Annotated in this window: 18 protein-coding genes; 5 read left to right on the plus strand and 13 right to left on the minus strand. The window is 69.5% G+C overall.

The features are described from left to right. Positions 1 to 23: 23 nt before the first annotated feature. From CH341_RS15115 to CH341_RS15130, 4 genes are all read right to left on the minus strand, one after another. Entirely contained in the window at positions 24 to 482 is a 459-nt protein-coding gene (locus tag CH341_RS15115) for an SAM-dependent methyltransferase (RefSeq protein WP_111419839.1), read from the minus strand. A gap of 69 nt (positions 483 to 551) precedes the next feature. Beyond that, on the minus strand, positions 552 to 1,862 hold the full coding sequence (locus tag CH341_RS15120; protein WP_170149636.1) for a dicarboxylate/amino acid:cation symporter: 1,311 nt from the start codon (positions 1,860 to 1,862) through the stop codon (positions 552 to 554). A 41-nt stretch (positions 1,863 to 1,903) separates the two neighbouring features. Then, on the minus strand, positions 1,904 to 2,722 hold the full coding sequence (locus CH341_RS15125) for a substrate-binding periplasmic protein (protein ID WP_111419841.1): 819 nt from the start codon (positions 2,720 to 2,722) through the stop codon (positions 1,904 to 1,906). 219 nt (positions 2,723 to 2,941) lie between these two features. Continuing rightward, entirely contained in the window at positions 2,942 to 3,817 is an 876-nt protein-coding gene (locus tag CH341_RS15130) for an S-methyl-5'-thioadenosine phosphorylase (protein ID WP_111419842.1), read from the minus strand. 202 nt (positions 3,818 to 4,019) lie between these two features. Here CH341_RS15130 and proC point away from each other — a divergent pair, with 202 nt between their 5' ends. Together proC and CH341_RS15140 are read left to right on the plus strand one after the other, a co-directional pair. Continuing rightward, positions 4,020 to 4,895, plus strand: a complete 876-nt coding sequence (proC, locus tag CH341_RS15135) for a pyrroline-5-carboxylate reductase (protein WP_111419843.1) — start codon at positions 4,020 to 4,022, stop codon at positions 4,893 to 4,895. Positions 4,896 to 4,995: 100 nt separating this feature from the next. Beyond that, on the plus strand, positions 4,996 to 5,760 hold the full coding sequence (locus CH341_RS15140; protein WP_111419844.1) for a TetR/AcrR family transcriptional regulator: 765 nt from the start codon (positions 4,996 to 4,998) through the stop codon (positions 5,758 to 5,760). A gap of 91 nt (positions 5,761 to 5,851) precedes the next feature. On the opposite strand, the gene CH341_RS15145 is transcribed toward CH341_RS15140, so the two are convergent. Continuing rightward, positions 5,852 to 6,991 carry an L-talarate/galactarate dehydratase gene (locus CH341_RS15145; protein ID WP_245431073.1) on the minus strand — a complete coding sequence of 380 codons (1,140 nt, stop codon included), beginning with the start codon at positions 6,989 to 6,991 and terminating at the stop codon, positions 5,852 to 5,854. 26 nt (positions 6,992 to 7,017) lie between these two features. Further along, positions 7,018 to 8,010: a Bug family tripartite tricarboxylate transporter substrate binding protein gene (locus tag CH341_RS15150; protein WP_111419846.1), complete on the minus strand. Its 993-nt coding sequence runs from the start codon at positions 8,008 to 8,010 to the stop codon at positions 7,018 to 7,020. A 230-nt stretch (positions 8,011 to 8,240) separates the two neighbouring features. On the opposite strand from CH341_RS15150, the gene CH341_RS15155 reads away from it, so the two are divergent. Continuing rightward, entirely contained in the window at positions 8,241 to 9,251 is a 1,011-nt protein-coding gene (locus CH341_RS15155; RefSeq protein ID WP_111419847.1) for a LacI family DNA-binding transcriptional regulator, read from the plus strand. 87 nt (positions 9,252 to 9,338) lie between these two features. Here the strand turns inward: CH341_RS15155 and CH341_RS15160 are convergent, their stop codons facing one another. The 3 genes from CH341_RS15160 to CH341_RS15170 form a co-directional block, all read right to left on the minus strand. Further along, a complete protein-coding gene (locus CH341_RS15160; RefSeq protein WP_111419848.1) occupies positions 9,339 to 10,652 on the minus strand; it encodes a dicarboxylate/amino acid:cation symporter in 1,314 nt (437 codons plus the stop codon). A 250-nt stretch (positions 10,653 to 10,902) separates the two neighbouring features. Next, positions 10,903 to 13,002, minus strand: a complete 2,100-nt coding sequence (locus CH341_RS15165; protein WP_111419849.1) for an alkyl/aryl-sulfatase — start codon at positions 13,000 to 13,002, stop codon at positions 10,903 to 10,905. Positions 13,003 to 13,289: 287 nt separating this feature from the next. Then, positions 13,290 to 14,126 carry a DUF3313 domain-containing protein gene (locus tag CH341_RS15170; protein WP_111419850.1) on the minus strand — a complete coding sequence of 279 codons (837 nt, stop codon included), beginning with the start codon at positions 14,124 to 14,126 and terminating at the stop codon, positions 13,290 to 13,292. A 338-nt stretch (positions 14,127 to 14,464) separates the two neighbouring features. On the opposite strand from CH341_RS15170, the gene CH341_RS15175 reads away from it, so the two are divergent. Continuing rightward, on the plus strand, positions 14,465 to 15,568 hold the full coding sequence (locus CH341_RS15175) for a Fic family protein (protein WP_111419851.1): 1,104 nt from the start codon (positions 14,465 to 14,467) through the stop codon (positions 15,566 to 15,568). 144 nt (positions 15,569 to 15,712) lie between these two features. Here the strand turns inward: CH341_RS15175 and CH341_RS15180 are convergent, their stop codons facing one another. The 3 genes from CH341_RS15180 to CH341_RS15190 are packed head-to-tail and all read right to left on the minus strand — an operon-like array spanning position 15,713 to position 18,393. Beyond that, positions 15,713 to 17,101 (minus strand): ATP-binding protein, encoded by a 1,389-nt coding sequence (locus tag CH341_RS15180; RefSeq protein WP_111419852.1) that lies wholly within the window; start codon positions 17,099 to 17,101, stop codon positions 15,713 to 15,715. Between the two features lie 25 nt (positions 17,102 to 17,126). Next, entirely contained in the window at positions 17,127 to 17,834 is a 708-nt protein-coding gene (locus CH341_RS15185; RefSeq protein WP_111419853.1) for a response regulator, read from the minus strand. 13 nt (positions 17,835 to 17,847) lie between these two features. After that, positions 17,848 to 18,393, minus strand: coding sequence for a MarR family winged helix-turn-helix transcriptional regulator (locus CH341_RS15190; RefSeq protein ID WP_111419854.1), 546 nt, complete (start codon positions 18,391 to 18,393; stop codon positions 17,848 to 17,850). A gap of 192 nt (positions 18,394 to 18,585) precedes the next feature. On the opposite strand from CH341_RS15190, the gene CH341_RS15195 reads away from it, so the two are divergent. Then, positions 18,586 to 19,476, plus strand: a complete 891-nt coding sequence (locus tag CH341_RS15195) for a branched-chain amino acid aminotransferase (protein ID WP_111419855.1) — start codon at positions 18,586 to 18,588, stop codon at positions 19,474 to 19,476. 140 nt (positions 19,477 to 19,616) lie between these two features. On the opposite strand, the gene CH341_RS15200 is transcribed toward CH341_RS15195, so the two are convergent. After that, on the minus strand, positions 19,617 to 20,002 hold a 386-nt coding region (locus CH341_RS15200), incomplete at its 5' end, for a transposase (RefSeq protein ID WP_146604484.1).

Raw genomic sequence — 20,002 nt, forward strand, 5'->3', positions numbered from 1 at the left:
CCGGCCGCGGCGGGTCTCGGCCCTCAAAAGTAGTCCTGCATGAGCTCTCGCGCCCAGGTCGGCTCGCGGATCACGCCGCGGGGCGAGAAGCCGGTGATGAAGGGCTTGATGTCGAGCACCGGCGTGCCGTCGATGGCGTCCAGCCCGCGCACCCGCAGGGTCAGCCCGTCGACCGACACGAGGGCGACCGTGGTGACGCCGACGCGGTTCGGCCGCAGCCGCGCCGGCTGCGCCAGGATGCCGAGCAGCGGCCAGTCCTGCCGCTCGCGCGGATGGCGGGCCCCGGTCTCGACCTTGTCCTCGGCGACCTTGTGCATGTGGAACACCACGACGACGTGGCTGAAGGAGGTCAGGCCCAGCGTCGCCTCGGGTTTCAGCCGGGCCGGATCCAGCACGATGTCGGCTTCGACCGTGCCCCAGGCGTCGTCCACGGCCTCGGCCCGGCCGCCGCGCACCACCCCGATCGGCTCCAGCGTGATCATGGTCGCCCCTCCCTGCCCCTGACGTCATGCGGTCACGGTCGGACTGGATATCCGAGAAGGCGGCGCCCGTCACGCGCGCGGGGCGGCCGGCTCCAGCGGCAGCGCCTCCTCGACCGCATAGGTGTGGGCGTCCGGATCGAGCGGGGCGATGCTGGCCGTCGCCGCGTCGATGGTGAACACCAGCGTCACGGTGCGCAGCGTGTCGGTGACGGCGTCGACCGCCACGAACAGCACGAAGGCCGCCTCGAACGGCAGGCCCAGATAGCCGCAGACGATGCCGACCTGGGTCAGCACCGTGATGCCCGACATGCCGGCCGTGGTCAGGCCGAGCAGGACCGAGACGACGGCGAGGAACACCAGATCGGAGCCGTCCAGGACCCGTCCGTAGAGCTGGGCGACGAACAGGGGCCCGACCACGAACAGCATGATCGGGCCGGCCCGCACGATCGCGGTCTGCAGCGGCACCAAGAGCTCGACGACGTCGCGCCGCAGGCCGAGCCGCTCGGTCAGGGTGTCGATCATGGCCGGGATGCAGGCGACGCTCGAGCGCGTGGCGATCGCCATCACGGCGACGTCCTGATGGGCGCGCAGCACGGCCCACGGCGTCCGCCGGGTGCGCAGCGCCACGACGACGATCGACACGGCGACCAGCAGCGCGGTCGCCAGGCCGATCACGCCGAGGAAGTCGACCATCAGCCGCAGCGTGCGGAAGCCGACGATCGCGGTCTGGTCGGCGATCATGGCGAAGGTCGCGAAGGGCAGCATCAGGTTGAACCAGCGCGTCAGGATGATGCAGGCGCGATAGACGGTGTCGAGCGAGTGGGCGAGCGGGTCGGAGACCGCCACCGGCACCCGGCCGATGGCGAAGCCGAACAGCAAGGCGAACACCAGCACCTTGACGGTGTCGCCGGTCGCCAGCGCCTGGAAGATGTTGCTCGGCACGACCGACAAGAGCGTGTCGATGAGCCGCGACTGGGAGCCAGGCGCCGCGATCTCGTGCAGGTTCATCTGCAGCTCGGTGCTCACCGTGTCGCGGCTGACGATCTGGCCGAAGGCGGCGCGGATCGCCGGGTCGCTGATCTCGCCGGGCCGCATCAGCAGCGTCAGCGCCATGGCGACCGCGACGGCGGCGGCCGACACCAGCACGACGGCGGCCGCGACCTTGATGATGTAGCTGCCGGCCTTTGGGTCGTGGATGAGGCTGCGCAGGCTGAAGATGATCGACGAGACGATCAGCGGCAGCACGATCATCTTCAGCAGATCGATATACAGCTTGCTGAACGGAGCGAGCGACCTCGCGAACCCCGGCGCGTAGACGCCGACCAGCACGCCGGCGACGAGAAACATCGCCACCGACAACGGCGAGTGTAGGAACTTCACGACGCGGCTCGGCATGGCGTGCTTTCGATCTCCGCACCGGGTCAGTGCGCGGCCCGCTCGGAGCGCCCCAGCACGGCGTCCACCGTGCTGGTTCCGATCCGATCGGCGATGAAGAGGTCGAGCCAGGCCGCGAAGTGGGGCGACGACGCCGGCACCGCCATGCTGATCGAGTCGGTGAGATCGCCGAGCGTGACGGTGCGCAGCATCAGCGAGGCGGAGGCGTGCTCGACCAGCATCCGCTTGATCTCCAGCTCGTCCCGGTAGGCGGCGGCGACGCGGCCACTGCGCACCGCGGCCAGCACGCTGTCCCAATCGGGGAACGCCTGGATCTCGGCCTTCGGGAAATTGCGGCGGGCGAACTCGGCGAAGGCCGAGTCGGCGATGACGGCGAGCGAGCCGCGGTAGTCGCGCAACACCACCGGCGCGTCGCGCCCTTGCGCGATCTCGGCGAAGCGGATGCGGTTGAGCACCAGGGCGTGCTTGAGCAGGACATAGGGCCGCGTGAAGATCACCCGGCGGGCGCGCGGCAGCGTGCGGCTGAGCTTGCAGACGGCGATGTCCGCCTCGCCGCGCGCCACCACGTCGACGACCTCGTTGAAGCTCGCCGCCCCGCGGAGAAACTCCACGTCGACGCCGAGCTCGGCCGCGATCCGGCGAGCGATGTCGATGTCGAAGCCGGCGACGTCGCCGTCGCGGGTCTCGAAGAAGGGCGGGGAATCGAAGGCCGGCAGGGCGACCCGCAGCACGCCGCGGGAGAGAATGCCGCCGAGGTCGGAGGCCGGAGCCCGGTCCTGCGCTCGCGCGAGGCTCCCGCCGGCCACCACCATCAGGAGCGCGAGCAGGACGGAGATCAGTCGCATCGAGGCGCACTTTTCGGTTCGAACGGAACGGAGTCGCAGCGGACCGGCCCTCGCAACCGGCCCCGTGCGTTTCGGCTATACCGCATTATGTCGGGCCCATGCTCCAGGGCCAGCGCCTGCGCGTACCTCCGGCCGACAATTTTGCAGCCGATGCGGAACGGACACATCGACGCCGCCGCGGGCGACGCCGGGGTGTCGCTCGCGCCAGCGCCGTGGCGATCAGCCTTTCAGCACCCGTCCCGCCACGGCGTCGAGCTTGGCCAGCAGGGCAGGATCGCGCGCCTGCGGCGCCGTGATCAGGGCGCTGTCGAGGGCCCGGTCGGAGCCGATCGGGCACGGCTCGTGCTCGCGAGGAAAATCGCGGGCGAGCCGCCCGACCAGGCGCTTCGCCTTCTCGGCGTTCTCGACCAGCACCTTGATGATGTCCTGCACCGTGACGGCGTCGTGGTCGGGGTGCCAGCAGTCGAAGTCGGTCACCATCGCGATCGAGGCGTAGCAAATCTCCGCCTCGCGGGCGAGCTTGGCCTCCGGCATGTTGGTCATGCCGATCACCGAATAGCCCGCCTGCTTGTAGGTCATGCTCTCGGCATAGCTGGAGAACTGCGGCCCCTCGATGCACACATAGGTGCCGTCGTGCACCACGCCGATGTCCTCGGCGCGGGCCGCCTCGGCGATGTGGATGCGCAGGCGCGGCGAGATCGGATGCGCCATCGAGACATGGGCGACGCAGCCGGTGCCGAAGAACGAGCTCTCGCGCTTGTAGGTGCGGTCGACGAACTGGTCGATCAGCACGAAGGTGCCGGGCGCCAGCTCCTGCTTGAACGAGCCGCAGGCCGACAGCGTGACGATGTCGGTGATGCCGACGCGCTTGAGGACGTCGATGTTCGCCCGGTAGTTGATGTCGGAGGGCGAGATGCGGTGGCCGGTGCCGTGGCGCGACAGGAAGACGATCGGCAGGCCCGCGACCTCGCCCATGACCAGCGGGCCGGAGGGCTCGCCCCACGGGCTCTCGACCCGCTTCTCGACCACGTTCTCGAGACCCGGAAGGTCGTAAATGCCGGATCCGCCGATGATGCCCAGAACCGCCTTGGCCATACTCGCCCCAATGTCTTGCGTGAGTGTCCGCCATGTCGCCCGCGGGTCGGACCATCGGGACTCTTGCCAAGCGGCGCAGAGTGTCCGATCGAGCCGCACGGGACCGATGCGACGGGGTTTTGGACGAAGCCTCGCCCGGCGGTCAATGTGATTCCGGCGCTCCGGCCCGGCCCGGCGCCCCCGTGCGAGAGGTTTTTCCGTGATGTCCCAGTCGAAGCCCGAGACCAAGCGCCCGGCCAAGCCCGCGTCGGCGGCCGGCGGCCCGTTGCACGGCATCAAGGGGCCGGTCGTGCTGGTCGGCGCCGGCAAGATGGGCGGCGCATTGCTCGACGGCTGGCTTCGCCTCGGCCTCGACGCGCGCAAGATCGTGGTCCTGGAGCCGCACCCCTCCGCCGACGTGGCGGCGCAGGCGATCGGCGGGCTGCGCCTCAATCCCGATCCGGCCGGGTTGAAGCCCGAGGCCGTGGTGCTGGCCGTGAAGCCGCAGACCGCGGCCGAGGCGCTGCCGCCGCTCGCCGGGCTGACCGCCGCCGGGGCCGTGGTGATCTCGATCATGGCCGGCAAGACGCTGGGCTTCCTGGAGCAGGTGTTCGGCGCGGGCACGCCGGCGGTGCGCGCCATGCCCAACACGCCGGCCGCGATCGGCCGCGGCATGACGGTGGCGGTCGCCAACGCCGCCGTGCCGGAGGCCGGGCGGACCCTCGCCCAGAACCTGCTGGGCGCCACCGGCAAGGTCGACTGGGTCGCCGAGGAGGGCCTGATCGACGCCGTCACGGCGGTCTCCGGCTCCGGCCCGGCCTATGTGTTCCTGCTCGCCGAAAGCCTGGCTCGGGCCGGCGTGGCGGCCGGCCTGCCGGCGGAGCTCGCCGAGAAGATCGCCCGCGAGACGGTGGCCGGAGCCGGCGAGCTGCTGTTCCGCTCGCCGCTCGACGCCGCGACGCTGCGCAAGAACGTCACCTCGCCGGGAGGCACCACGGCCGCGGCCCTCGACGTCCTGATGGCGAAGGACGGCCTCGACCCGCTCCTGGAGAAGGCCGTCGCCGCCGCGACCCGGCGCTCGCGCGAGCTGGCCGGGTGAACCGTTCCGCCCCGTCGCCCGCGTCACGACGACACCCTGGCACCCTCGCCTGCGGGGAATTACATAGACGGCGAGCTCAGTCAGCCAGAGGAGCAGGCCCATGGCGCGTAAGCCCCGTCCCCCCGCGAGCGACGACGACGGCTTCGAGGACATCCCGGCCGCCGGCGGCGGCGCCACCGGCCAGGAGCGCGCCCGCAAGGCGCCCGGCCGCATCGGCACGCCGCGCGGTCGGATGATCGAAGCCTTCATGGAGCTCTTGGCCGAGCAGCCGTGGGAGACGATCGGCCTCGGCGACATCGCGGCCCGGGCCGGCGTCTCGCTGGCCGAGCTGCGCGGCCAGTTCGGCTCCAAGCTCGCCATTTTGGCGGCCCACATCAAGGAGATCGACCGCGAGGTCCTGGACGGCGACCACGACGACATGACCGACGAGCCGACCCGCGAGCGGCTGTTCGACGTGCTGATGCGCCGCTTCGAGGCGCTGTCGCCCTACAAGGAGTCGGTGCGCTCGCTGCTGCAGTCGGCCCGCACCAACCCGCCGCTGGCGCTGGCGCTCAACAACTTCGCCGTCACCTCCATGCAGTGGATGCTGGCGGCGGCCGAGATCCCCTCCTCCGGCCCGACCGGGCTCCTGCGGGCGCAGGGCCTCGCGCTCCTCTACGCCAACGTGATGTCGACCTTCCTGGACGACGACGAGCCCGGCCACGCCCGGACCATGGCGGCGCTCGACCGTGCGCTCGGCCGCGGCCAGCAGATCTCCGGCGTGTTCGACCGCGTGTGCAGCCTGCTCCCCGGCTTCGGCCGACGCCGTCGGCCGCGCCCGCTGCGCTCCACCGACCTGCCCGACGGCGACGCCGTCGCGGTGTAGCCGGCGACGGTCACGCCGCCGCCACGTCGCGGGGACGAGAGCGGCTGCCGCCGCTCCGTCCTGCGCGACGAGAGACGTGTCGGCGGCAGCCTCAGGCGATCTCGACGCTGTCCCGCGTCCAGGCCCGCGCCTGGTCGCTCAGCGACAGCCCGAGCCCCGGCCGGCTCGGCACCAGCATGCGGCCGTCCCGGATCTCCAGCCGCTCGTTGAACAGCGGCTCCAGCCATTCGAAATGCTCGACCCACGGCTCGCGCGGATAGACCGCGGCGAGATGGACGTGCAGCTCCATGAAGAAATGGGGCGCGATCATCAGCCCGGCCTGGTCGGCGAGCGACAGGATCTTCAGGAACGGCGTGATGCCGCCGACCCGCGGCGCGTCCGGATTGACGAAGTCGGTGCCGCGCCAGCGGATCAGGTCGGCGTGCTCGGCGACGCTGGTCAGCATCTCGCCGGTGGCGATCGGCGTGTCGAACTTGTCGGCGAGCGCCGCGTGGCCTTCGAAGTCGTAGCAGTCGAGCGGCTCCTCGATCCACACCAGGCCGTACGGCTCGAACGCCCGGCACATGCGCTGCGCAGTCGGGCGGTCCCACTGCTGGTTGGCGTCGACCATCAACGGGAAGGCGTCGCCGAGGTGCTTGCGGATCGTGTCGATGCGCTTCAGGTCGGCGGCGCAGTCGGGCTGCCCCACCTTGATCTTGATGCCGCCGATGCCCTTCTCGCGCGATGCGTCGATGTTGACCAGCACCTGGTCGAGCGGCGTGTGCAGGAAGCCGCCCGAGGTGTTGTAGCAGCGTACCGAATCGCGCTGCGCGCCGATCAGCTTGGACAGCGGCAGCCCGGCGCGGCGCGCCTTCATGTCCCACAGCGCGACGTCGAAGGCGGCGATCGCCTGGGTCGAGAGCCCGCTCCGTCCGACCGAGGCGCCGGCCCAGACCAGCTTGTCCCACAGCCTGGCGATGTCGTTCGGGTCCTCGCCGATCAGCGCCGGCGCGATCTCGCGGGCATGGACGAACTGGCCCGGCCCGCCGGCTCGCTTGGAATAGCTGAGGCCGAGCCCGCGATGGCCCTGCGCCGAGGTGATCTCGGCGAACAGGAAGGCGATCTCGGTCATCGGCTTCTGCCGGCCGGTCAGGACCTTGGCGTCACTGACTGGGGTCGCGAGCGGCAGGAAGCACGACGACAGCCTGATCGTCTCGATGCGGTCGGGCGCGACGACGTCGGGGGCGGACATGTTCGGGTCTCTCCGTTGACGAGGAATCATTCGACCGTGATGCCGTTGGCCTTCACGACCTCGCTCCACTTGGCGATCTCGGCCTTCAGGAATTCGGTCGCCTTCTCGGGCGAGCTGCCGACAACGACGAAGCCGTTGGCCTCGAGATTCTGCTTCCGGCCCGGCTCAGAGACGATCTCGGCGGAGGCCTTGGCGAGCTTTTCGACGACGTCGCGCGGCGTTCCGGCCGGCGCGGCCAGACCGAACCACGACACGGCCGAGAATCCCGGAAACCCCTGCTCGGCGACGGTCGGCACGTCCGGATAGGCGGGATTGCGCTCCAGGCTGAGGACCGCGAGGGCGCGCAGCTTGCCGGCCTGGACATGCGGCAGCAGGACGTCCTGGTTCAGCGTGATGGCCGGCACGTGGCCGGCGATGACGTCGGTGATGGCCGGCGCGCCGCCGCGATACGGCACGTGCACCACCTTGAAGCCGGCCGCCTTGGCCAGCATCGCCATGCCGAGATGGTTGGACGAGCCATTGCCGGAATTGGCCGCCTGGAACTTGCCGTCCGCGTCCTTGGCGAGCGCAATCAGCTCGGGCAACGTCTTGGCCGGCAGGGCCGGATTGACGGCGATCACGTTGGGACCGGTGATCAGCAGGGAGACGTGCTGGAAGTCGCGGTCCGCATAGGCGAGCTTGGGATAGAGCCCGTAGTTGATGGCGTTGGAGCCGATCCCGGAGATCAGCAGCGTGTAGCCGTCGGCCGGGGCGCGGGCGACGCTCGCCGTCCCGATCGTGCCGTTGGCGCCGCTGCGGTTCTCGACGATGACGGTCTGCTTGAGCTTCTCCTGGAGACCGGCGGCCAGCCAGCGCCCGACGATGTCGGCGGAGCCGCCGGCCGGGAACGGCACCACGATCGTGACGGTCTTGTTCGGATAGTCGGACTGGGCGAGGGCACGGTCCGAGGGCGCGGCGATCGCGAAGGCGCCAGCGCAGACGGCGACACCGACGAGGCGGAGGGCGCGATGGAGGATCATGTCCGGGTCTCCTCTCCTTCGGCGCGACGATCTCCGCGAGCCATGCAGGTCGCCAGCGTCGATGTTAACGTTGTCATTTCAAGACGACGAATTCGCCCGAAGTGGCGATGGAAGAATCAGCGTAGGTCCTGGAGACGGAAGGGCGTTCGCGCGGCTCTTGCTTCGAACGGCGCCGATGATAACGTTGTCTTTCCCAGTCGCAACCCGGGTATTTTACCTACGAAGCAGCCGTGCCCCGACAACAAGGTGCCTCTCCGTCCTCGACCAAGGCCGCCACCCTGCACGACGTCGCCCGGGTGGCCGGCGTCTCGCTGATCACGGCGTCGCGCGCGCTCACCAAGCCCAGCCTCGTGTCGGACACGACGATCGAGCGGGTGCAGGCCGCCGTGCAGGCCACCGGCTACATCCCCAATCTGCTCGCCGGCAGCCTGAAATCGAGCCGCAGCCGGCTGATCGCCGGCCTCGTTCCGGCGCTCTCCGTGGCGCAGTTCCTGCCGACCCTGCAGGCCCTGACCGACGTGCTGGATGCCGCCGGCTATCAGCTCATGCTGGGGCAGATGCGCTACGACAACTCGCGCCAGGATGCGCTGCTGAACGCGATGATCAGCCGGCGGGTCGACGGGATCGTCGTCACCGGCCTGATCGGATCGGAGGCGGTGCGGCGTCAGGTGGGCCAGCTCGGCATTCCGGTGGTGGAGACCTGGGACCTCCCAGAAAACCCCACCGACATGGTGGTCGGCTTCTCGCACACCGCGGTCGGCCGCGCCGTCGCGGCCTATCTGGTCGGTAAGGGGTATGGCCGGATCGGCCTCGCCACCGGCGACGACCATCGCGCGCAGCTCCGCCGGCAGGGTCTTCTGGCCGGCCTCGGGCGCGAGGTGCCGACCGCCACGGTCCCGGCGCCGTCGAGCCTCGCCCTCGGCCGCCGCGCGCTCGGCGAGCTCCTGCAGCAGGACCCGGCGTTGCGGGCGGTCGCCTGCAGCGCCGATCAGCTCGCCCAGGGGGTCGTCGTCGAGGCCCTGGCGCGCGGGCTGCGGGTGCCCGAGGATCTCGCGGTCTGCGGCTTCGGCAATGCCGACTTCTCGGCCCACACGGTGCCGACCCTCACCACCGTTCGGGTGGACGGCGCAGCGATCGGCCGGCGCGCCGGCGAGATGATCCTGGCGCGCTGCCGCGGCGAGACCGTGCCGGACCGGATCGTCGACGTCGGCTTCGCGATCGCCCAGCGCGAATCGGCGTGAGCCGGGCCCGGCTGACCACCCCGTCCGCATGCGAAAAACCCTTCGGGCGCGGGCCCGGAGGGTTTTTCCTTCAGCGCCGACGCGCGTTCAGGAGGGGGCGCGGGTCTCTGTCGGCTGCTCGTCGCGGAGCGCCGCCAGCGTCTTCTCGCCGACCGTCGCCGTGACCAGCTTGGCGATGACCAGGTCGCCGCCGACGTTCAGGGTGGTGCGGCACATGTCGAGGAAGCGGTCGACGCCGAGGATCAGGCCGATGCCCTCGGCCGGAATGCCGACCTGGACCATCACGACCACGATCAGCGGCAGCGCGCCGCCCGGCACGCCGGCCGTGCCGACGCCCGCCAGCATCGACATCAGCACTACCAGCACCTGCTGGCCGATGGTGAGATCGACGCCGAACACCTGCGCCAGGAAGATGACGGTGACGCCCTCGAACAGCGCCGAGCCGTTCTGGTTGGCGGACGCCCCGATGGTGAGCACGAAGCGGACGATCCTGGGCGGCAGCTTCAGGACCTTCTCGCCGCATTCCATCGCCACCGGCAGGGTGGCGTTGGAGGACGCCGTGGTGAAGGCGTAGAGATAGACGTCCTTGCACTGGCTGAAGAAGCGGAACGGGTTGGTGCGTCCGATGCCCCAGATGAACAGCCCGTAGACGATGAAGAACTGGATCAGCAGGCCGATCACCACGACCAGCGCGTAATAGGCGACGTTGCCAAGGAAGCCGGCGCCCATCCGGTAGGCGGTGTTGAACACGATGCCGAAGATGGCGAAGGGCGCGATCGTCATCGCCAGCCCGATGATCTTCATGCAGGCCTGGAAGATCGACTCGAGCACCTGCTTGGTCGGGTGGTCGTCGGTCTGGACGACGCGCGAGAGCGCCCAGCCGAAGAACAGCGCGAAAACCATCACGGCGACGATCTCGCCCGAGAAGGCGCGGGCGGCCGAGTCGATCGGGTTCTGCGGCAGCAGGTCGACGATGTACTGGTACCAGGGCTTCGCCGCGGTCGCCATGGCGTTCTTCTGAATCGACAGCACGCCGGCGTTCTGGGCCAGCGCCGCCTTGTCGAAGACGAGGCCGGCACCGGGCTTCAGGACGTTGGTGAGCACGACCGCGATGACCACCGACGTGCCGCTGAGCAGGATGGTGAACAGCAGCGACCGCCCGGCGACCTTGCCGAGACCGGCGCCCTTGCCGAGCTCCATCGTCCCGAGCATCAGGGCCGACAGGATCAACGGCACCACGACCATGAAGATCAGGCGCAGGAAGGTCGCGCCGATGAACGTCATGACCTCGCTGAACGTGGTCATGAACGGATATTGCTGGGACGGCAGATAGTAGTATCCGACCAGGCCGAACGCCACGCCGAGTACGAAGCCGAGCAATAGCTTGTCGTGCTGCTTCATCGTGCTCTCCAATGATCCGGCGCGGCGAAATCGACTGCCGGTGAAGGAGAGAGCGGATGGTCGTTCGCGTGTGCCTGGGCCACTAGGGGTGCATCATGCCCACAAAACGAGCGTAGTGACACGGATTGATTGCGAATCCGCATGACCGCCATGCGCCGCGGGCACGCGGCGGTGCGAAGCGGCCGGCGTCCTGACAACGACCCGACTCGCCGATCGACGCACCCGGGCAGCATGCCGGCCGCGGCCGGCTTCATTCCGCGATCGCCCGGTCCGGAACCGCCTGGTAGGCGTCCGCGTGGTAGATCGGCCCGGCGGGGTGCCGGGTGCCCGGCATCACCTCGAAGCGCGGATCGAAGTCGACCATCGTGGCGGCCAGCTTGGCCAGCACGCCGACGTCGCCCTGCACCCTCGCGGTGCCGTCGGCGATCTGCGCCTCCAGGGGCTTCGCCCCCATCATGGTCTGCTCCAGGGCGGAGCGGTCGATCGTCAAGGTCAGGTCCGGCTTGTCGGCCTGGAACCCGGCGATGCTGGTCAGCGTGGCGTTCTCCAGCTCGACGACGAACGTCTCGCCGTTGTCGGGCGTGACGAGGTTGATGGTGAAGCGCAGCCCCTCGGCCTTGCGGCTGTCCATGCGGATCGCCAAGAAGTTCAGGAACAGCTCCGTGGTCATGGCGCGGATGACGTCGGGGCTCGACGTGCTCGCGGCGGCGCCCTGCGGAATGCCGCTGCGCAGCTCGTAGGCGCCCGACAGGAAGCTGTTGCGCAGCCCGGGGTTCTCCTGCTGATAGCCGATCTGCTCGAAGATGTCGGCGAGCAGATCCTTGGCGGCCTCGTTCTGCGGCTCGGCCTGGACGAGCTTGTTCACGATCTCCTGCGCCAGCAGGTAGCGCCCCTCGTCGTGGAGCTGGCGCCCCCGTGCCAAAATCTTGTCGGCGCCGCCCATCATCTCGACATAGAGCGGCGCGCTGTCGGACGGCGACAGCGGGATCAGGGTCGCCGGGTTGCAGTCCCAGAAGCCGAGGAAGCGCTGCACCACGCCGCGGGCATTGTGCTGGGCCGAGCCGTGATAGCCGCGGCACTCCCATTTCTGCTGCAGGCTCGTCGGCAGCGCGTAGACATTGTGGATCTGGTTGATGGTCACGCCCTGATTGGCGAGGTGCAGGACCTGGTTGTTCATGTGGGCGTAGAGGTCGCGCTGCGCCCGCAGCACCTCCTGGATGCGCGCATTGCCCCATCGCGGCCAGTGGTGGGAGGCGAGCATCACCTCGGCCTCCAGGCCGAAGCGATAGAGCGCCTCGGCGATGTATTTCGACCAGTTCAGCGGGTCGCGCACCGGCGCGCCGCGCAGCGTGTAGATGTTGTGCAGCGTCGCGGTGACGTTCTCGGCCATCCACAGCGCCTTCAGGTCCGGGATGTAGGTGTTCATCTCGCGCGGCGCTTCGGTGTTCGGGGTGTTCTGGAAGATCATCCGCACCCCGTCGACCTCGATCTCCTCGATCGGCTTCTCGACCAGCCGGGTCGGCGCGATCAGCCCGACCGATCCGGCGGACCCGCGCTGTCCGAGCCCCTGCCCGACATAGCCGTGCGGCGCCCCCGGGAGCAGCAGGCCGTATTGATAGAAGAGCCGGCGGTTCATGGCGTTGCCGGCATAGACGTTCTCGGCGACCGTATGGGCCATGAAGTCGACCGGCGCGATGATCGGCACCTTGCCGGAGCGGACGTCCTCCTCCGTCACCAGCCCGCGGACGCCGCCCCAGTGGTCCACATGGGTGTGCGAGTAGATCACGGCCGAGATCGGCAGGCCCTGCCCGACATGCTCCTGGAACAGCGTCCAGGCGGCCCGGGCCGTCTCGGCGCTGACCAGCGGATCGAAGACGATCCAGCCGGTCCGGCCGCGGACCATGGTCAGATCGGACAGGTCGAAGCCGCGGACCTGGTAGATGCCGGGAACGACCTCGTAGAGCCCGTAATTGTTGTTCAATCGCGAGATGCGAAGCAACGACGGATGGATGCTGTCGAACTCGCCCGGGGCGTCGAGAAAGCGGAACTGCTCCATGTCCCAGGCGACGTGTCCGCCCTCGGCCATGATCTTCATCTGCTTCATCTGTGCGATCAGGCCGCGACGCTGCTCCTCGAAGTCGCGGACATCCGCGAAGGGCAGCCCGTCGCGCGCCTGCTTCAAGACCTCGGCGGTGTGCCGCGACGGCGCCTTGCCCTTGGGATGGAAATGGCCGGCGAGCGGCGCGGCGGGCTGGGCGTGCGCCCCTTCGCCCGAGAAGGACAGTCCGCCGACTGCGAAGGCGGCGCCCAGCGTCGGCAGTCCGTGAACGATATCGCGTCGGGTCGTCATGGCGTGGCTCGCAATCTTGGAAAGGAGCGGTCCGGCCGGAGCGGCAGACCTCGGTCCTCGTGCGGCGGACCGCGCCGAGCGCGCGGTGACGGCCGGTGGTGCAATCGATCGTGTCGTCGATCAGCCCGTGGGCTCACGACGCTGCGGTGAGTCGTCTTGAAAAAAGCGAAGGCGCATCGAGACCTCGTCGTCCGGAACGATCGAACGACGAAGACGACGCTGTCAAAACCGGCGGCGCAGCGCAACCGACGGCCGACCTGCCGAATTCCCAATCGCGTGATCGACGGTCAGGGCTCGGCCGGTCCCTTGTCGGTCCACGCTGGCGGCAGGCCGATGGCGCTGCCGATCGTGTCGCCGAGGCCCGGATCCTTTCCGAAGCGCCGGCAGGCGGCATACTTGGCCTCGGCACCGAAATACTCGCCGACGCGCTCGGTGGTCGGCAGGGCCGGCGTATGGTCGGAAATCGGATCGCGGCCGGTGACCAGCAGCTTCGCGAGGTCGCCGGCGAACTCCGAGGCGAGCTGATGCGCGTCGCCTTCGCTGGCGACGCGGGCCTTGGTCGTGAACACGTCGGCGCCGCGGGCCCACACCAGCGCCGCCACCTGGGTCCCGGCCTGAGTCTTCGCCTCGGCCTCCCCGGCCAGGCTGCCGAGCCCGATCGGAAGTCGCATCGAGGGAACCGGGGCGCCGGTCATGGCGCTCGCCACCCGGCTGCCGATCCCGGTGACCACGGAGGCGCCGGCCGCGGTCGTGTCCGTCTTGTCGACATGGGTGATCGCCACCGCGAGCGTGAGGTCGGCCGGCTGGCCGCTGTCGACCACGACGAAGCGCCGGCCGAGGTCGCGGCAGAGCGCCCGGTCGATGGCGTTGCCGACGAGCCGCAGCTCCTGCGGCGTCAGACCGGAGGCCGCGGCGTCCGCCGTGACCTTGGTCGGGGCCAAGGCGACGGTCCGGGCCGCCAGCACGGCATCCTTGTCGACCCGCACCTTCGCGCGCGTCAGCACGCCGTTGCTGGTCTCGAGCCCGTTGTACGACGAGAGCTGCCCGCCCTCGGTCAGCACGGCCGACGCGCACCCGGCCAGGGTGGTCGTGGCCAGCACGACAATCAATGCACGAACCGACATGGGACCTCGGGAACCGGACGGGCCATATTAATAAACTATACAGTTTCCTAATTCAAGAAGAACGGACCCGAGCCGAGAGCGCGCCCACTTCAGCCCGCCGAGGGACCCGCACGCGGCCCGAGGGGCGGAATGCGGGGATTCGAGGTTCTCGGGGGCGGAGCCACTGGCGTCGTGACCCGGGTCGAGCCTTCGAAACCCGGGAACCCTTCGGCAAGCCCCTGACGGCCGTAGCGCGCTCCGCCCGGGCTACGAAGGGGCCGCACGACGCTCGTTGGTCGACGGAGGCTTGTCGTTGCGGAGATTGGAGCGCACAATCTCCGCAGAGGATGCGGAGATTGATGGCATATATCCACGAGCGCGACGACTGGCCGCGGTTCCGCTGGCGCTACGACGCTCTCGCCACCCGGCTCGCAGCGGTGCGTCACCGGCAGGGCCGCCTTCTCGGCCGCATGGACAACCTGGGCTTCGCGCTGCGGGCGGAGGCGAGCCTCGACAGCCTCACCGAGGAGGTCGTCGAGTCGAGCGACATCGAGGGCGAGGTCCTGAGCCGCGCTCAGGTCCGCTCGTCGATCGCCCGGCGGCTCAGCCTCGACATCGGGGCGTTGGCGCCGGCCGATCGCCATGTCGACGGCGTGGTCGAGATGATGCTCGATGCTACCCGGCACCACGACGCGAGGCTCACCGCGGACCGACTCTTCGGCTGGCACGCAGCGCTGTTTCCGACCGGTCGCAGCGGGCTGCGCAGGATCCGCGTCGGCGGCTGGCGAACCGACGAGACCGGGCCCATGCAGGTGGTGTCGGGGCCACCCGAGCGTGAGCGCGTGCATTACGAGGCCCCGGCCGCGGCACGCGTCGCCGCGGAGATGGGCGCCTTTCTCGACTGGTTCGACGGCGGGGCGGCGATCGATCCCGTCCTGAAGGCGGGCGTCGCACATCTCTGGTTCGTCACCGTCCATCCGTTCGACGACGGCAACGGTCGGATCGCCCGCGCAATCGCCGACATGGCGCTCGCACGATCGGAGCGGAGCGCGCAGCGCTTCTACAGCATGTCGGCGCAGATCCGGCTGGAGCGCAGGGCCTATTACGACATGCTGGAGGCGACCCAGAAAGGCGATCTCGACATCACACCGTGGCTCACATGGTTCCTGGACTGCCTCGATCGCGCCTTCGATCACGCCGAGACGATCCTCGCCTCCGTGTTCCGCAAGGCCCGTTTCCGCGAGGTGCATGCCGGCGCATCGCTGAATTCACGACAGCGCCTGATGCTCGACCGGCTGCTCGACGGGTTCGAGGGCAAGCTGACGACCTCCAAATGGGCCAGGATCGCCCGCTGCTCGCAGGACACCGCCCTGCGCGACATCGACGATCTGATCAGACGAGGACTTCTCGTGCGTGACCCGGCCGGCGGACGATCGACCCGCTATTCGCTGGTCGATCGCTGACCGGCGCCGCTCCGCACCGTCGCCCTCAGCCCGTAGGATGGGTGGAGCCGCAGGCGATACCCATCGCTTGCTCGGCGTGGCACGGATGATGGGTATCGCCTTCGGCTCCACCCATCCTGCGACTTCACGTCGCGACCGCCCCCCTCACACCGGAATCCGCACCGTGGCCCTCAACCCGCCGAGCGGAGAGTCGCCGAGCGTGATGTCGCCGCCGTGGGATCGCGCGATGTCGCGGGCGATGGCGAGGCCGAGGCCGGTGCCGCCTTCGTCCTGGTTCCGGGCGTCGTCGAGGCGCAGGAACGGCTTGAACACGTCCTCGCGCGCCGCTGCCGGGATGCCGGGACCGTCGTCGTCGACCGTGAGGGTGAGCCAGCGGTGGTCGCGGTGGCCCGTGACGGCGATCTCGCCGGCGTAGCGGGCGGCATTGGAGACGAGGTTGGCGAGGCAGCGCCGGAAGGCGTGCGGCCGCACCGTCACGATCGGATGGCCGTGGAACGCGACGCTGGCGCGGTGGCCGGTGCGCTCGGCGTCGGCCTTCAGCTCGTCGAGGAACGCCGCCATGTCGGTCGGCTCGGCCTGCTCGCCGGAATCGCCGCGGGCGAAGGCCAGATAGGCCTCGACCATGCGGGCCATCTCGTCGACGTCCTTCTTGAGCGGATCGAAGTCGGGGCCGTCGCCCAGCAGCGCCAGCTCGAGCTTGAAGCGGGTCAGCACGGTGCGCAGGTCGTGCGAGATGCCGGCCAGCATGGTGGTGCGCTGCTCGATGGCGCGCTCGACGCGGCGCTTCATCTCGATGAAGGCGAGCGCGGCGCGCCGCACCTCCTGGGCGCCGCGCGGTCCGAAGTTCGGCACGTCGCGGCCCTTGCCGAAGCTCTCGACCGCCTCGGTGAGCCGCAGGATCGGCCGGATCTGGTTGCGCAGGAACAGGATCGCGATGGTGATCAGGACCAGCGAGGTGCCGACCATCCACAGCAGGAAGATCTCGGAGTTCGACGCATAGGCGGCGTTGCGGCGGGCGAAGACGCGCAGCACGTTGGTGTCGAGCTGGATGCGGATCTCGACCAGCGACGAGCGCCCGACCGTGTCGATCCAGAACGGCCGGCCGATCTGCAGGCTGATCTCGCGCGACAGCGCCTGGTCGAGCAGCGAGAAGAACGGTTTTGGGCCGACCGGCGGCAGCGCCGTGCCGGGCAGCACGTCGACGACGAGGCCGAGGCGCTGCTGGGCGATCCGACGCAGCGTCGTGTAGTCGGCGTCCTGCGGAAAGGACTGGTAGACGTCGATCAGCGCCGCGATGTCCTGCGTCACGGCGGCGGAGAGCCGGCGCGTCACCGTGTTCCAGTGGCGCTCCATGAACACGAAGGCGACCACCGACTGCAGGATCACCATGGGCGCGATGATGATCAGCAGCGTGCGGGCGTAGAGCCGCGCCGGCATGACGCTCTTCACGACCCGGCCGAACCGGTGCCACACCGACGCGACCTGACCGGCCGCCGTCCGCAGTCGCGTGAGGCCGAGGTCGAGGGTGGTCATGGCTCCGCCGAAGGCGCGACCGGCGTCATGAGCCGACCACCAGGCGGTAGCCGATCCCGCGCACGGTCTGGATCAGCAGCGGATTGGCCGGGTTGCTCTCGATCTTGCGGCGCAGCCGGTTGACCTGCACGTCGACGGCGCGCTCGCCGGCCGCCGCGCCGCTGCCGGCGAGCGCCAGCCGGGTGACGGTCTCGCCCGGCGCGGCGGCGAGGAGGCGCAGCATCTCGCGCTCGCGGTCGGTGAGGTGGACGATCTCGTCGCCCTTGCGCAGCTCGGAGCGGGCGAGGTCGAACACGAAGGGGCCGAAGCGCACCTGCTCGGGAGGCGCCGCGGCGGCCGGCTGGGTCCGCCGCAGGATGCTGGCCACCCGCAGCGACAGCTCGCGCGGCTCGAACGGCTTGATCACGTAGTCGTCGGCGCCGATCTCCAGGCCGGTGATGCGGTCCTGCTTCTCGGCCCGCGCGGTCAGCATCAGGATCGGCACGCTCGAGCCGACCCGGATCGAGCGGGCGAGCTCGAAGCCGGTCTCGCCCGGCATCATCACGTCGAGGATCAGCAGGTCGAACGAGAGACCGCCCAGCTTGGCGCGTGCGTCGGCGGCCGATTCGGCCGTGGTGACGCGATAGCCCTCGGCGGTCAGGTAGCGCGACAGCAGCATGCGGATGCGGCGGTCGTCGTCGACCACGAGGAGATGCGGCGCGTCGTCCGGGGGAATCGCCTGGGGCTCTGTCATGGCGCTCTCGGGCTCAGCGACGGCGGGGCACGCCGGTCACCTGGTCGACGAAGTGCAGCGCCTCGTCGCGCCCGCCCGCATTGATCATCCCGACCAGGAAGCGGCGCGCCTGGGCGTGGCCCTCGGGGCCGAGCTCGGCGAGGGCGCGGCGGATGCGCCGGGTCTGCTGGGTGGCGAGGCGCAGCGCCAGCGCCTCGCCCTTGGGCGTGGCGAACAGCCGGCGCTGGCGGCGGTCGGTCTCGCCCTCGCGCTGCTCGATGAAGCCCTCGTCGACGAGCTGCTTGAGCACGCGGGCGAGCGACTGCTTGGTGATGCGCAGGATGTCCAGCAGCTCGGCGACCTTGAGGCCGGGGTTGCGGGTGACGAAATGCAGCACGCGATGGTGCGCCCGGCCGAACCCGAAGGTCGCCAGAACGCTGTCGGGGTCGCCCACGAAGTCCCTGTACGCAAAGTACAAAAGCTCGATGATGTCCCAGATCGGCGGGTCCACCGGGACGCCGGCTCCTTGATCCATGTTCAGGGCTCGGGGCGGCGTTGCTCGGACATTTATGTCAGCCATGTTGACATATTTCGGGTTGATTGTTACTTGAACTGCGGGGTTCGCGAAATGATCGTGCTCGCGGGACCCGGTTGCCATGCCGCCCAAGGCGCGGTCTCATGACCGCGCGACCATATCGGGACTTCCGGCACGACGCAAAGCAGCGGCACGACCGCGCGGCGCGCTCGGCGCGCCGCCAATGAGGAGGATGCCATGGGCATTCCATTCGACAAGTTCGACGGGGTCATCTGGTACGACGGCAAGCTGGTGCCGTGGACCGAGGCCACCCTCCACGTGCTCTCCCATGGTCTTCACTACGCGAGCGCCGTGTTCGAGGGCGAGCGCTGCTACGGCGGCGAGATCTTCAAGTGCACCCAGCACTCGGAGCGGCTGCGGCGCTCGGCGAACGTGCTCGACTTCGAGATCCCGTGGTCGGCCGCCGAGATCGACGCGGCCAAGCGCCTCGTCATCGAGAAGAACAATTTCCGCGACGCCTATGTCCGGCCGATCGCCTGGCGCGGCTCGGAGATGATGGGCGTGTCGGCCCAGGACAACACCATCCACCTCGCCATCGCGAGCTGGCAGTGGCCGAGCTACTTCGATCCGGAGGCGCGCCTGAAGGGCATCCGCCTGGATCTGGCCGAGTATCGCCGGCCCGACCCGAAGACGGCGCCGTCGCTCGCCAAGGCGGCCGGCCTCTACATGATCTGCACCATCAGCAAGCATCGCGCGGAACGCCGCGGCTATGCCGACGCCATGATGCTGGACTGGCAGGGCCGGGTCGCCGAGTGCACGGGTGCCAACATCTTCTTCATCAAGGACGGCGTGATCCACACGCCGATCGCCGACTGCTTCCTGGACGGCATCACGCGGCAGACCGCGATCGAGCTCGCCCGCCGGGCCGGCATCGAGGTGGTCGAGCGGCGCATCATGCCGGAGGAGCTGACCGGCTTCACGGAGTGCTTCATCACCGGCAGCGCCGCCGAGGTGACGGCCGTGTCGGAGATCGCCGACTGGACGTTCACGCCCGGCCAGATCACCAAGCGGCTGATGGACGACTACACGGCCGAGAGCCAGCCCAAGGGCAAGGCCGCGGCGGCCTGACCCGAGCGGTCCGGGCCGGTCCCGCACCGGCCCGTCGTCCGCCCGAAACCGGAGCGCGCGGCCGCGCCGCGCCTCCCCCATCCCGACTGTCGCCGGCGGTTCTGACCTCGTCCCGTCATCCTGAGTGTCTGACTCGAAATTCAGCCTTTATTGACGGGGGTCGCAAGGCGGCGGGTAAGGAGCCTGAGGTGTGCGACGAGGAGCCAAGCGGTTGCTGTTGCGATGGAGCGCTCGAAGTCCTTCGCCAATCGGCGGCAGCGGCCGAACCAGGCGAAGGTTCTCTCCACCACCCACCGACGCGGCAGGAGCTGGAAGCCTTTGACGCCGGGCGGTCGCTCGACGATCTTGATGGTCCAGCGGCCGCACGGAGCGAGCGCCTCGATGAGCTTCTTCCCCCGGTAGATGCGGTCGGCGAGTACGAAGCCGAGCCTGGGGAACTTGATCCGCAGGCGTTCGAGCAGCGGCACCGCTCCGTGCACGTCCTGGATGTCGGCCGGATGCACCAGCACGGCGAGGAGAAGCCCGT

It is taken from the genome of Rhodoplanes roseus, assembly GCF_003258865.1.
GTDB lineage: Bacteria > Pseudomonadota > Alphaproteobacteria > Rhizobiales > Xanthobacteraceae > Rhodoplanes > Rhodoplanes roseus.